A 14520-nucleotide genomic window follows, 5' to 3' on the forward strand; every position below is an offset into this window, starting at 1 on the left:
GACAACCCGGGGGAGGGTGACAACCCGGGGGAGGGTGACAACCCGGGGGAGGGTGACAACCCGGGGGAGGTGACAACCCGGGGAACGACGATGATAACCCGGACGATGGTGATCCTCGGAATACGGACATCAACAAACGTAATCAACCGGCCAATCATATATCCGTATCCCCGGATAACATCATTTATAATCCTTCAACGCGCCTCTCAGCAACGAATCTATTTCCCCTGGCCTGCGCTTATAATCATACTGGAACATCGCCGGCAACCAATCCCCATACATTGGATTTGGCAATACAATAAACCGCCTGCCAAAATCGGCTGCAGATTGTTGTGTTACCTGTTCACGTTGGGCAACAGGTTGTTTGTCGAAGATCGCTGCAAAATCGCTCAGGTTATCTCCCATCAATAAAAGAATGTGATGTGTCTGCGCTACCTGCTGACGGCGGCTTTCCTTGCCGGACGTAGTTGTTTTGAGAAGCAGGTGTTCATTGTCTGCATCAGGGAAATGCCAGCGTTGCAGATTCTCTAACGTTGACGCACGTTCTGTTTCTGAACGGTTAGTAATATAAAAAACATGCACGCCTTTCGATGCAGCATACTGCAGGAAGGACAATGCGCCAGGCACTGTATCTGCAGCGGCTTTTGCCGTCCATTCTATCCATGTTTTATCAGCATATCCTTCTCCTTTCAGCGCAGTATGTACGGTGTACGGACTGTTATCCAGCACGGTTTCATCAATGTCTGTAACAACGGCAGGCGGCAGTGTAGCCGGTTGCGAGAGACTTTCATCCAGTCTCATTCTTGCGATGTTGTAAGCCTGGAAACACAGCGCTTTGTATTCTGCTGCTTTCTGCTGCCAGAGGGCGGCCCAGGCAGGGCCATAAGGTTGCAGCACAGTAGTGGATGATGGGGCCTGTACAACAGGCGCCTGCGTAGTCTTACAGGAAATTGTTCCTGCAAGCAATGCACATGTGAGTAAAATATTTTTGTATTGCATGGGAGTAAACAGAAGATGTTTTAACTTAGATATGTTAACCGCAAAAATATGCAATATGCAGGAGGAATTACGCCACCAGATTGCTCTTACACAAATTCCACTAATAGGAGATATTGTCGCCAAAAAGCTGCTTGCACATTTCCATTCCGCCAGTGCAGTATTTGAAGCCCGTAAACATGAGCTGGAGGATATTCCTGATATCGGTGCTCTAAGGGCCGCTGCCATACTGGAATTTCGTGACTATGAACATATAGACAGGGAGATTGAATATATGGAACAGCACGATATACAACCAGTCTTTTATACCAGCGCTCAGTATCCACAACGGCTGAAGCATTGTGCAGACAGCCCTGTGATGCTGTATTACAAGGGTCATGCAGATCTTAATGCCGGCAGGATTGTCAGTATTGTGGGCACACGTACTCCCGGTGACTATGGCAGGTCAGTATGTGCAAAACTGGTAGAAGACCTGGCTGCACACAATGTGACAATAGTCAGCGGTATGGCTTATGGCATAGATATCATTGCCCACAGGCAGGCATTACAGCATGACATTCCCACCATTGGTGTACTGGCGCATGGACTGGATCGCATCTATCCTCCACAGCATAAAGGCACTGCCATGGCGATGATTGAAAACGGCGGACTGCTCACTGAATTTCTCAGCGATACACAACCTGACAAACAGCATTTCCCCATGCGTAACCGTATTGTGGCGGGCATTGCCGATGCCACCATTGTAGTGGAAAGCGGTCTGAAAGGAGGTTCGCTCATTACGGCGGATATTGCCAATAGTTACAACAAAGACGTCTTTGCTATTCCCGGCCGTGTGGGCGATCCACATGCTGCCGGCTGCAATGAACTGATCAGAACAAACCGGGCCATGCTGATCACCAGTGCCACCGATCTGTTGCAGGCGATGGGATGGGACCATCACCGTCCTCCTAAGACACAACCCGATCCTCAGCTGGGATTATTTATGACGCTTGATGAATCAGAGCGGCATATCCTGACGCTTTTTACAGGGAGTGACGAAAAACACATAGATCAGCTTCGCCGGGAGAGTTATTTGCCGGGAAGTCAGGTTGCTTCTCTGGTATTGAAGCTGGAAATGCAGCATGTATTGAGAGGATTGCCGGGGCAGAAATATCAGGTGATAAATTGAGGGGCGCGCCGTAACGACCGTAAGTTTGGCTGACGCCCGGGGAACAAGCTGGTTGTTTTTGCCGGTCCATTTCTGGTACTGTAGTTCCGTTGTTTCTTCGACGCTTGTTCGATGCTTATTCGACGTTTATTCGACGCTTGCTCGACGGTCGTCGTCGCGTGTTTGACGGGTGCCGTTTCCGGAGTGCATGCCCGGGCGATTGTCGTATCCGGTTATCGCCCCGGGTTGTTGTATCCCGGTTATCCGTTTCCCGGTTGTTGTATCCCGTTGCCGTATGCCGTGTTGTATCCCGTTGTTGTATTCCGGCTACCCGTTCCTCGGTTGTCGTATTCCGTGTCGTATCCCGGTTATCCGTTTCACGGTTGTCGTATTCCGTGTTGTATCCCGGTTATCCGTTCCCCGATTGTCGTATCCCGTTGTTGTATTCCGTGTCGTATCCCGGTTATCCGTTCCCGGTTGTCGTATTCCGGTTGTCGTATTCCGATTGTCGTATCCCGGTTATCCGTTCCCCGGGTTAAAACCCGGGGCTACAAACACGGGCACTCCTGGTGGAGCGCTGTATCCTGGAGGCGGCTCTGTGGTTTCTCAGGAGTTTTAGCAGCCCTGTTGTCCTTTGTTAGTTTTTCTTCTGCTTGTTCTCTGCGTCTTCTCTGCTTATTCTCTCCTTGTTCTCTAAGACATATTTTACTCCAAATGCGGGCTTTCACTTTTCATTTAGTACCAGGAAGGAATATATTTGATACACCTTTCCCACTCTTATCGGTTATTTAACCGATATTCCCAATTATCGGCTTTAAAACCGATACTCACATTATCGGCGGATAAACCGATATTTCAGAATATCGGCCAAATAACCGATATTTATAGTATGACCAGTATCATTACAGGAGATATTATCAATTCAAGAGGGCAAAAAGACCCGGGTATCTGGCTGCATCCTTTAAAAGAACTGTTGGGCGAATGGGGAAAGGCGCCAAAAACGTGGGAGATATTCAGAGGAGATAGCTTCCAGCTGGAGATCGCTAAACCCTGGAAGGCACTGCTGGCAGCTATTCGTATCAAAGCTTGTATTAAGTCGATCGATAAGCTGGATGTGAGAATAGGCATCGGCATAGGCGAGAAAAGTTACAGCGCCCCGCATATCACCGAATCAAACGGACCGGTTTTTGTTTATTCGGGGGAAACGTTCGAAGAATTAAAAAAGCAAAAGCAACGTTTAAGTATTAAAAGTCCGTGGCCGGAACTGAACACCGAATTGAACCTGATGTTCCGGCTGGCCTCCATTGCACTCGATAAATGGACGCCTGCCACGGCACAACTTATAGCCATATCTATTGCAAACCGTGAACTTTCACAGAAAGAGCTGGGCGATCAGATCGGCCGTACCCAATCCACCATTAGTGAGGGTCAGAAGAGGGCTCATTATGAGGAAATAATGGCATTGGAGAGTTTCTACCGAAAATGTATTAAAGATTGTATCTCAAAAACACATACATGATATGATACTCTTTCTGCAACTATTTTTAGCACACATCCTGGGTGATTTTTTCCTGCAGAACAACAAATGGGTCAGCAACAAAGAAGCGCTGAAATGGCGTTCTCCTTACCTTTATATACACGTCCTCATTCATTTCTGGCTCATATTGCTGGTGACGTGGAATTTTACCAACTGGCAGATGGCCTTCCTGATCATGCTTTCTCACCTGCTGATAGATGGTGTAAAACTACAATTCCAACAGCCCAGGTACCAGAGAGCATGGTTTTTCGGAGATCAGCTGGCACACCTCCTTGTTATCGGTATTGTCTGGGCATTTCATGAAAAGATAACATGGCAGTATACAGCTATCTTTACCGTTAAAAACCTCATTATATGTATTGCCATCCTGTTTGTGCTGAAACCCGCGTCTATTATCACGAAGAATATGATCTCCCGGTGGACACCCAACCACACTCCCGGTCAGCATATATCAACCATAGAATCATCATTAGAGGATGCAGGTGAATGGATCGGATTCCTGGAACGCCTGATGATATTGACATTTATACTGCTGGGCAGATGGGAAGGGGTAGGTTTCCTGCTGGCAGCTAAATCTGTGTTCAGGTTCGGAGATCTGAAAGAACCCAAAGAGACCAAACTGACTGAATATGTGGTGATAGGCACATTCCTGAGCTTCTTCATCGCCATCATGACAGGACTGCTGAGCAGTCATTTACTAACAATGTTAAAGTAATCTTCACATCACCTGTTTCATCAACATTTTTCTATTTGGTCAAATAGGTGTACATTTGCGTGCAATTATTTAATAACTGACAAATAGTTGCAACATGCCTGCCGGAAAATCGAAACCGAAATTTGTAGAGGACGGACTTACTTTTGATGACGTACTCCTGGTTCCAGCCTACTCTGAAGTACTACCCAGAGACGTAAACATCTCAACGCAACTTACCAAAAACATACGCCTTAACATACCGATGGTGTCTGCTGCCATGGATACTGTTACTGAAGCTAACCTGGCCATTTCACTGGCTCGTCAGGGAGGCATTGGTATTCTGCATAAAAACATGAGCATTGAAAAACAGGCAGAACTGGTGAGAAAAGTAAAGCGCAGTGAAAACGGCCTGATACTCGACCCGGTTACCCTGCATGCCAATGCTACTATAGGAGAAGCACTCCGCCTGATGAAAGAGAACAGCATCGGTGGTATTCCTATTATAGATGATGCAAACAAACTGGTAGGTATTCTCACTAACCGCGATCTGCGTTTTGAAAGAAACCACAAGCGCCTGGTAAGTGAAGTAATGACCTCCGAAAACCTGATCACTGCTCCTGAAGGAACTGATCTGAAAAAAGCAGAAAAGATCCTCCAGCAGAATAAGATCGAGAAACTGCCTGTAGTAGCCAAGAATGGTAAACTGGTAGGTCTGATCACTTACAGAGACATCCTCCAGGTATCCAGCTATCCAAATGCGGTAAAAGACGCTTATGGTCGTCTGCTGGTAGGTGCAGCTCTCGGTATCACTCCCGATGTACTGGACAGGGCACAGGCACTGATCAACGTAGGTGTGGATGTGGTTTGTCTCGACAGCTCACATGGTCACTCCATCGCTGTTATCAACAGTCTCAAGAAACTCAAGAAAACATTCCCTAAACTGGAAGTGATAGCTGGTAACGTAGCTACCGGCGAAGGTGCACTGGCACTGGCAAATGCAGGTGCAGACGCTGTAAAAGTAGGTGTAGGACCCGGTTCCATCTGTACTACCCGCGTAGTAACAGGTGCTGGTTTCCCTCAACTCTCCGCCGTACTGCTGGCTGCTGAAGCACTGAAGAAAACAGGTGTTCCGGTGATCGCTGATGGTGGTATCCGTTACACCGGTGATATGGTAAAAGCCCTGGCTGCAGGTGCATCCAGCATCATGGCCGGTTCCATTTTTGCAGGTGTGGAAGAAAGCCCCGGAGAAACGATCATCTACGAAGGCCGTAAATTCAAATCTTACCGTGGCATGGGCTCCCTGGAAGCAATGGTAGAAGGTAGTAAAGACCGCTATTTCCAGGAAGAAGACGATATCAAGAAACTGGTACCTGAAGGTATCGTAGGCCGTGTACCTTACAAGGGCCTGCTGTCTGAAGTGATCCAGCAATTTGTTGGCGGTCTGCGTGCAGGTATGGGCCTCACTGGTTCTAAAGACATTAAGACGCTGCAGGCAGCTCAGTTCATCAAGATCTCTCCTGCTACAGTGAAAGAAAACCATCCGCACGACGTGGTAATCACCAAGGAAGCTCCGAACTACAGCAGATAATCATCCGCTGATAAATAGTACGGCAGCAAACAAAAATAACCGGAAGTAGCTGATGACACACTGAAATAACCAATGCGTGTTCATCACTGCCCAACTTAATGATAAAAGCCTCCTGGAATAGAGCCAGGGGGCTTTTATCATTATTTAATAATTTATTTCCTGTACTACTTTTATATTCGCTCTTTCTAGTCCGTCAAACCGGGCGAACTGACAAATCATATTACAGTTATTCATCTATGGATAACTGCGTACAAAATCAATTAACTATGAACCGCTGGTTACCCATACTACTAAGCCTTGCTGGTGCATTGCTGTTATGGGCCGCATGGCCAACCTCTCCCCTTACCTTCCTGATATTCATTGCCTTTATCCCCCTGTTGCGGATAGCAGACCTGGTAGCTCACCGTGGTAAATACTTCGGCTGTATCTTCCTGACGCTGTTTCTCTGGAATGTGGCCACTACCTGGTGGGTGGGCAATACTACCGTGCCCATTAGCGGTGTAGCGGCAAACCTGATCAATACCCTTCTCATGAGTATCCCGCTTTTGGGATACCACCGCACGCGGGTACGGGTAGGACAAACAGCCGGTTATTTCGCCCTGATAGTATATTGGTTGACGTTTGAATATATCCACCTCAACTGGGAATTCAGCTGGCCCTGGCTCAGCCTGGGTAATGTTTTTGCGATGCATCCTTCCTGGGTGCAATGGTATGAATATACCGGTGTAAGCGGAGGTACCTTATGGGTACTGCTCAGCAATATCCTTATTTACCAGACCTGGCTGCAACGTAAACAATATCCTGTGCCACTGGGTTCCTTTCTTTGGAAAACGGCCTGGTTGCCGGCGGCGGTTGTGGTGATCCCCTTCTTACTCAGCTCACTTGTACAATATAATTTCCATGTGCCTGAAGGCCCCACTGTAAAGGTGGTGGTAGTTCAGCCTAATATTGACCCTTACGACAAATTTGCTGAGGAAAACGAAAGACTGCAACTGGATAAATTACTAGCCTTATCCGCTAAGAAAGCCGATAGCACCACTGCATATATTATTTGGCCGGAAACTGCGTTATTTACACATGGCGTGTGGGAAAACAAACTGGCTTATGAAGACGAAACAGAACAGATCAGGCAATTCCTGAGACACTATCCGCAGGCCACAATAGTGAGCGGCGCTACCACCCTGAAACGTTATGATGCGGATGAAGCTCCCAAAATGGCCCGCAGTACAGAAGATGGTACGCTCAGGTATGATGCATTCAACTCAGCGATCCAGCTGGACACATCTTACGTAACCCAGATATATCATAAATCCAGGCTGGTGCCGGGCGTAGAAATAATACCTTATGTGCGTTATCTGTCCTTTATGAAAAGCCTGGCCCTGGACCTCGGTGGCATTACAGGCGGATATGGTGTAACGCCAGGCGTTGAACTACTGGAAGACAACCGCACACACATTAAGGTATTACCTACTATCTGTTATGAGTCTGTCTATGGCGAATTTGTAGCAGAGCATGTAAGACGTGGCGCCAACCTGCTGTTTGTCATCACCAACGATGGCTGGTGGGGCAATACTGAGGGCCACCGGCAGCATGCACAGTATGCACGCCTGAGAGCCATTGAAACCCGACGCTGGGTAGCACGCAGCGCCAACACTGGTATTTCCTGTATCATTGACCCGATGGGCAGGGTGCAGCAGCCATTACCATACTGGAAAGAAGGAGTTATAGACGCAAATGTAACACCGGGCGATACATTTACGTTCTACGTACGGTTTGGGGATCTTATATCCAAAGCGGCCGTTGCTTTCTGTATTGTGATGATATTATATAGTTTCTATCTGAAGTTCAGATTTTCAATGCCCAATTCCTGATTCAAAAATTATTTCACGTGTCCACTAAACCTTCTACCCAAAATACTGATCTAAAGAACAAACCGGCAGTGCTGCTGATACATGGTTTTTCTGAGAACAACCAGATATGGCAACAACAGCTGGCAGCCTTGAGCGAACAATTCTATGTAATAGCGCCTGACCTTCCCGGTACAGGCAATACGCCGGCAACAGGCACGCTGAGCATGGATAGTATGGCTGAATATGTAAAGGATCTTTTAACAGCGGAAGACATTTCCAAAGCAGTCGTGATAGGTCATTCCATGGGCGGCTACGTAGCCCTGGCGCTGGCAGAAAAATATCCCTCCCTTGTACAGGGACTGGGATTATTCCATTCTACCGCCGCACCAGACAACGAAGAAAAAAAAGAAGCCCGTCGGAAATCTATCAATATGATTGAGCAATATGGCAATGAGGCTTTTGTAAAACAGACAATGCCTAATATGTTCAGTCCCGCCTATAAAAAGCAACATCCTGAGCAAATAGAGTCGTATATTCAGATGTGTTTGCAATGCCCTCAGTCATCTCAGATTGCTTATTATGAAGCAATGATGCAACGTCCGGACCGGACCGCAGTGTTATCATCTATCTCCGTACCTGTTTTGTTTGTGATTGGCAAAGATGATAACGCCGTACCCATGCAGAATGTGCTGCCACAAGTATCCCTGCCGCGCATCAGCAGCATATACATATTTGAAGAAACCGGGCATATGGGTATGTGGGAGGTGCCGGAAGCCAGTAAACAACTATTGGAACAGTTTATTCTTTTTTGCCAACAATATTGAACGTGAAAAGAGCCCTTTTACTGCTTATTATTCTTACCCTTGGATACGCAACGCACGCCTCCCATATTATCGGAGGAGAAATGTCGTATAAATACATCAGCCGCAGCGGAGATAACCTGACCTACCAGGTAACGTTGAAGTTGTTCCGTATTTGCGGCAGTGAGGGTAATAACAGTAATGTGGCACCGTTGCCGGACGCTGTTTACTTCGCTATTTTCAGTAAAGTGGACAATGCCTCATATGGCGCCCCGGTACGTGTACCACGCGCCAGTAAAGATGAAAAGCATGTGACACAGGTCGATCCCTGTATCGTCAATCCCCCCGATGTCTGTTTCCAGATAGGTATATACGTGCAGACTATCACCGTTCCTGTCAGTCCAATGGGATATACCGTCTCCTTCCAGAGTTGCTGCCGCGATAATACCATAGACAATATTATTGACACAAGAGACCCGAACAACGAACAAAACAGGCCCGGAAACGGCGCTACCTATTTCACAGAACTACCAGGTGAAAACGGTCAGCTGACCAACTCAAGCCCCACTTTTACGAAAGATGAAGCAGTACTGGTATGTGCCAATAAAAAATTCACTTACGATTTTTCTGCAACCGATATCGACAAAGACCAGATCGTATATTCCTTCTGTGATGCTTATGGTGGCGGACAAACCACTCCCCAGGGAGGGATACCACCTGCTGCAGTCGCCCCTCCTTATTCAACTGTTCCTTATAAAAGTCCTTACTCCGGCAGCAGTCCGCTCGGCGCCGGAGCTAACATAGACCCGCAAACAGGTATTATCTCCGGCATTGCACCCGGTCCGGGAAAATATGTGCTGACTGTCTGTGCCTCCGAATACCGGAATGGTGTATTACTCGGCATTCATCGAAAGGATTTTCATTTGAACGTGACCACCTGTGTGAAATTAGTCGTCGCCTCCATGCCCGACAAGTATAACGATTGCTCCGGCTATACCATCACCTTCCTCAACAACAGTACAGAGGGGAAACCCTATGAATGGGATTTCGGAGATGGTGACACGATGTATACGAACAGCGTCGACCCAATACAGCATACTTACGCCCGGGAAGGTACTTACAATGTTAAATTATGGGTGGACAGGTATAGTAACTGTGGGGACAGTGCAACCGCCACAGCCTATGTGTATCCTTTACTGCACCCAAATGTGAACTTCAGTGGGCTTTGTAGTAATACCACCACTACTTTCACTAACACCTCCACTACCTCCAGCGCTACAGACAATATCAACTATTACCGTTGGGACTTTGGCGTTGAAACTTCAGAAGACGATACCTCCCTGCTCAAAAATCCGCGGTTTCAATACCCAGCACCAGGCAATTACCAGGTGGTGCTGCAGCTAAAAACAGAACGGGGTTGCGAGCGCTTTGATACTTCAGACCTTATCATATATGACAAACCACCGCTGGCTACTACGCCAGATACACTGCTGTGCTATCTGAATTCCATCCAGCTGCATGCAGAAAGCCTTGTGGATGGCAATGTGGTGAATGGAACATATACATGGGCGCCTTCATATAATATCAATAACGCTAATACAGCCAATCCGACAATATTTCCAAGGCTCGATACTGCCTATACCGTCACCTTTACAGACGGAACGGGTTGTATCAACAGCAAGCGGGTTGCCATTGACGTGAGAGACAAGCTGATAGTGACAGCGATGGCCGATAGTGTTGTATGTACAGGCGATGAGGTAAACCTCCACGCATTGGCCGACGGCAATTATCCGCTTACCTGGTACGACTCCACCAATACGGTGATAGGTACCGGTGCTGTTGTGGCCACCGTTCCTCCTGGTCCTTCATCAACCTACAGGGTGCGGGGAGACCTGGGCGACTGCTTCGCTGAGGATAAGGTAGCATTGAAGGTAGTAGATCCACCGGTGGCTTATGCCGGTGAAGATACCACCATCTGTTATGGCGAACAACTAACGCTGAACGCATCGGGAGGCACCTATTATCAATGGACGCCAACAGCAACACTGACCTCTCCGCGAAGCGCCACTACTGTTGCCCGGCCCACAGACACCACGGCATATGTTGTTACCGTGACGGATGTACTGGGTTGCCCGAAACCTATCTCTGACACCGTACTGGTCAGCGTAGTACCTCCGGTGCCCGCTTTTGCCGGCAACGACACTATCGCCATCCTGAACCGGCCATTCCCACTGAAAGCTACCGGCGGCGTCAAATATGTATGGACCCCCGTGGATGGGCTGAATAACCCAAATATTGACACCCCTGTCACTACCATCAACCATGATATTACCTATACCGTTACTGTCTATACGGAAGAAGGTTGCTCCGGCACGGATGATATTAAGGTGCGTTTTATAGCAGGTCCCGACATCTATGTACCGACAGGATTCTCTCCTAACGGCGACGGGCAAAACGACATCTTCCGCCCACTGCCCGTAGGTATAGTACAGATGGACTTCTTCCGTGTGTACGACCGCTGGGGAAAGCTTATGTACAGTACCACAAAGTATCTGCAGGGATGGAACGGTTACTTCAACGGCTCGCCGGCAGCAGTAGGCACCTACGTTTGGGTGGTGCAAGGCAAAAACATTAACAACGAAACGGTGCAAAGAAAAGGAACTGTAACACTTGTCAGATAGAAAATACTTCATCTAATTACATAGTATCAACTGTAATGGACTACTGTACAGGTACTTCCAAAGTCGCGTGTACACTGGAAAAAATGATTTTATTAACGGTGGATTTTTTTGTAAATTCCTATACGAAAGTCATTTTACAGTCACGCGCCCCTTTGAATGTACAGGTTTCTTATTCTGGCTATTTGCTGCACCTTTGTCCACGTTAGAGCAGATGCTTACCATATAATTGGCGGCGAAATCTACTATGCCTACCTTGGCCCCGCGGGGGATGGGATGTTCAGGTATGAGATCGTTCTCAAGTTATACAGGGATGCCGACTTTACGTGTGGCCCCATCCAGGGATGTCTCGATCATTTTGAGAATCCCGTTCCTGTCAATATCTACAATGCCAGCGGCATTCGCGTTACTAACGCGAGGCAGATGTATATTCACGAAACGAAAGCGCTACGCGATACGCTTAAGAACCCCTGTCTGGCTCCCCGCACACAAAACCTGGAGGTAGCCTATTACCGGGATACGGTGGAGCTACCGGCCAGCTACGGAGGATATTACGTTACCTATCAGCGTTGTTGCCGTGGGGAAAAGCTGGCCAACATCTACGATTCAGAACATGAAGGATCTACCTTTTATACCACCATCCCGGGATCAGAAAAACGGCCTACCAACAGCAGCGTGTTTTTTAAACATGATGGTGCGATAGTGATCTGTAACAGCCTGCCTTTTACCTTTGATTATTCAGCTTTTGACCCGGATGGGGATAGTCTTACCTACACTCTCTGTAACGCGCTTACAGGCGGTTCTACACGTAGTGAGGGTGTGGCTTCCAATCCGCCGCCCTATAATTCCATTGTCAACTATGTTACGCCATATTCAGGCACCAATCCCATGGGTGGCTCCCCACAGATCTCCATAGATAATCATGGTATACTCAGAGGTACGCCCAACCGTGAAGGCAAGTTCGTTATCTCTGTTTGTGTAAGTGAATACGACCGGCGTACAAAAGTGTTGCTGGGTACACATCAGAAAGACCTGTTGCTGACAGTCTTCAACTGTAAAACCAATATCCAGGCAGGCTTCCCTTCTGTGCTGATGAACTGTGTAGCTAGTCCTGAGCTGAGCGTCACCATTCCCAACTACAGTAATGCAGGTTTTACCTCCAGTTATTACTGGGATTTTGGCGATGGTACAGACACCATTACGTTCGACAAATCAGTCTTCAATCACCTGTACCCCGATACAGGCGTTTACGAGCTGAAACTGGTCGTAAACCGGGGGCTTTCATGTACCGACAGCGTAACCGGCTTTGTGCACAATTATCCGGGCTTAAACGCCGATTTTACCGTGCAGGGTCTCTGTCGCGGAGAGCCGATCCTCTTCAACGATGTTTCTTCCTATACCTATGGCAAAATTACCAGCAGACGCTGGGACATTGGTATACCGGATGCGCCACAGCCTACCAGCGCTGTCAGCACCCAGCTTAATTATATCTACCAGAACGGAGGCAAGTATACAGTCTCGCTTTCCGTGCTCACCGACCGATCGTGTAGCGCAACCGTCTCGAAGGAGATCACCGTTTACGAAGTGAATCCTTTTGCAGGCAATGATACCATTCTTGCCAGAGGACAATCCCTGCAACTAAATGCTACCGGAGGGGATTTCTATGCCTGGTCGCCACCTGACGGTTTGAACAATATCAACATCGCAAATCCTGTTGCCAGCGGGAACCAGGATATCACTTATCTCCTGAAAGTCTCTAATTCCCAGGGATGTATCGGCTATGATTCCATCAACGTGAAGTACTATGCCGGTCCGGAAATATATATCCCTAATGCCTTTAGTCCTAATGGCGATGGGCAGAACGACCGTTTCCGCTTCATCCCGGTAGGGATCACGGAATACGAATACTTCCGCATCTACAACCGCTGGGGACAGGAAATTTATTCTTCCACCGACTTCCGCAAAGGCTGGGACGGTACCATCAAAGGCATGCCTGCACCGGTAGACACCTATATCTGGATACTGGCCGGAAAAGATTTAACCGGTAAAAGTATTTTAAAGAAAGGCACTGTAACTTTGGTGAAATAAAATCGGATTATGGCAATAGTTTTAATTACCGGAGCTACCTCTGGCTTTGGTGAGGCCTGCGCAAAGAAGTTCGCAGCGAATGGATATGATTTAATTATCACCGGAAGAAGACAGGAAAGATTAACAGCATTACAGCAACAGCTGCAGCAGGAACATAAGATTGCCGTACTCCCCCTTTGTTTTGACGTAAGAGATCAGCAGGCTGTAAGTAACGTATTAGGCAATATACCTGACAACTGGAAGGCTGTCAGCATTCTTATCAATAACGCCGGACTTGCACTCGGATTAAGCACCATAGAAGACGACGACGTCTCTAACTGGGACACAATGATCGATACCAACGTGAAAGGGCTGCTATACGTATCCAAAGTGGTGATTCCCTGGCTCAAGGCACAACGGAAAGGCCATATCATTAACCTGGGATCTACGGCGGCCAAACAGGTCTATGCCAAAGGACATGTATACTGTGCTACTAAAGCTGCGGTAGATTCCATCTCACAAGGTATGCGTATTGACCTGCTTCCTTACCGTATCAAAGTAACGGCGGTGCATCCCGGAGCGGCAGCTACCGAGTTTTCAGAAGTACGTTTTAAGGGCGATAAAGAAAAGGCGGATAACTTCTATAAAGGCTTCCAGCCCTTGACAGGCGAGGATGTAGCAGATACCATCTACTATTGCGCTACGCTGCCCCCACATGTATGCATCAACGATCTGGTGATGACTTGTGTGCAGCAGGCGAACGCTTATTACTTCGATAAAGAGTAAAAAATACTCATATAACACATAGATGTTATTCCAAATAAGCTCTTTTGTATTTATATTTGAAACAATTAACGTATATGAGGGGCTAAGTGTGATGTAAGTAATTGAGGGGTGCTGCTTTATACCTCCACGCGGAGGTGACACTAACTAACTATTTTAACGTTTTGATGATGCCGACTATCTATCCTAAAAAACCATATCCCTATGCTTACATTTGCAACACTGTATTTGTTGCGCCTTTACTATCCCAGGTGGAAAGCAGAATGGCGCTTCTACTCCGACAGATCTAAAAGGAATAACTACGGTCGCTGGGCTACTCGCCAGGATTGGGCCGGAGCTTTTAGTTACTGAGAAATGAATCTAATCCCGCCGGTGTAAGC

The 14520-nt window shown here is 47.6% G+C and carries 10 protein-coding genes; 9 read left to right on the plus strand and 1 reads right to left on the minus strand.

The window, feature by feature from the left end; translation table 11 throughout:
* Nucleotides 1–180: 180 nt before the first annotated feature.
* Nucleotides 181–966, minus strand: a complete 786-nt coding sequence (locus BLR32_RS00255) for a 5'-nucleotidase, lipoprotein e(P4) family (RefSeq protein WP_245705322.1) — start codon at nucleotides 964–966, stop codon at nucleotides 181–183.
* An 88-nt stretch (nucleotides 967–1054) separates the two neighbouring features.
* On the opposite strand from BLR32_RS00255, the gene dprA reads away from it, so the two are divergent.
* The 9 genes from dprA (at nucleotide 1055) to BLR32_RS00300 (ending at nucleotide 14143) form a co-directional block, all read left to right on the plus strand.
* Nucleotides 1055–2164 (plus strand): DNA-processing protein DprA, encoded by a 1110-nt coding sequence (gene dprA / locus BLR32_RS00260; protein WP_245705323.1) that lies wholly within the window; start codon nucleotides 1055–1057, stop codon nucleotides 2162–2164.
* 868 nt (nucleotides 2165–3032) lie between these two features.
* A complete protein-coding gene (locus BLR32_RS00265; RefSeq protein WP_089828243.1) occupies nucleotides 3033–3662 on the plus strand; it encodes a hypothetical protein in 630 nt (209 codons plus the stop codon).
* 1 nt (nucleotide 3663) lies between these two features.
* Nucleotides 3664–4395 (plus strand): DUF3307 domain-containing protein, encoded by a 732-nt coding sequence (locus BLR32_RS00270; RefSeq protein WP_089828244.1) that lies wholly within the window; start codon nucleotides 3664–3666, stop codon nucleotides 4393–4395.
* A gap of 94 nt (nucleotides 4396–4489) precedes the next feature.
* Nucleotides 4490–5962 carry an IMP dehydrogenase gene (guaB, locus tag BLR32_RS00275; RefSeq protein WP_089828245.1) on the plus strand — a complete coding sequence of 491 codons (1473 nt, stop codon included), beginning with the start codon at nucleotides 4490–4492 and terminating at the stop codon, nucleotides 5960–5962.
* A 266-nt stretch (nucleotides 5963–6228) separates the two neighbouring features.
* A complete protein-coding gene (gene lnt, locus BLR32_RS00280) occupies nucleotides 6229–7833 on the plus strand; it encodes an apolipoprotein N-acyltransferase (protein ID WP_176842109.1) in 1605 nt (534 codons plus the stop codon).
* Nucleotides 7834–7850: 17 nt separating this feature from the next.
* The gene (locus BLR32_RS00285) at nucleotides 7851–8636 is read left to right on the plus strand and encodes an alpha/beta fold hydrolase (protein WP_176842110.1); all 786 of its coding nucleotides are present in this window, start codon (nucleotides 7851–7853) and stop codon (nucleotides 8634–8636) included.
* A 2-nt stretch (nucleotides 8637–8638) separates the two neighbouring features.
* Entirely contained in the window at nucleotides 8639–11293 is a 2655-nt protein-coding gene (locus tag BLR32_RS00290) for a T9SS type B sorting domain-containing protein (protein WP_143011305.1), read from the plus strand.
* Nucleotides 11294–11449: 156 nt separating this feature from the next.
* Nucleotides 11450–13378: a PKD domain-containing protein gene (locus BLR32_RS00295; RefSeq protein WP_089828249.1), complete on the plus strand. Its 1929-nt coding sequence runs from the start codon at nucleotides 11450–11452 to the stop codon at nucleotides 13376–13378.
* 9 nt (nucleotides 13379–13387) lie between these two features.
* Nucleotides 13388–14143 carry an SDR family NAD(P)-dependent oxidoreductase gene (locus tag BLR32_RS00300; protein WP_089828250.1) on the plus strand — a complete coding sequence of 252 codons (756 nt, stop codon included), beginning with the start codon at nucleotides 13388–13390 and terminating at the stop codon, nucleotides 14141–14143.
* Nucleotides 14144–14520 lie beyond the last annotated feature (377 nt).

This window comes from Chitinophaga filiformis (genome assembly GCF_900102545.1).
Taxonomy (GTDB): Bacteria; Bacteroidota; Bacteroidia; order Chitinophagales; family Chitinophagaceae; genus Chitinophaga; species Chitinophaga filiformis.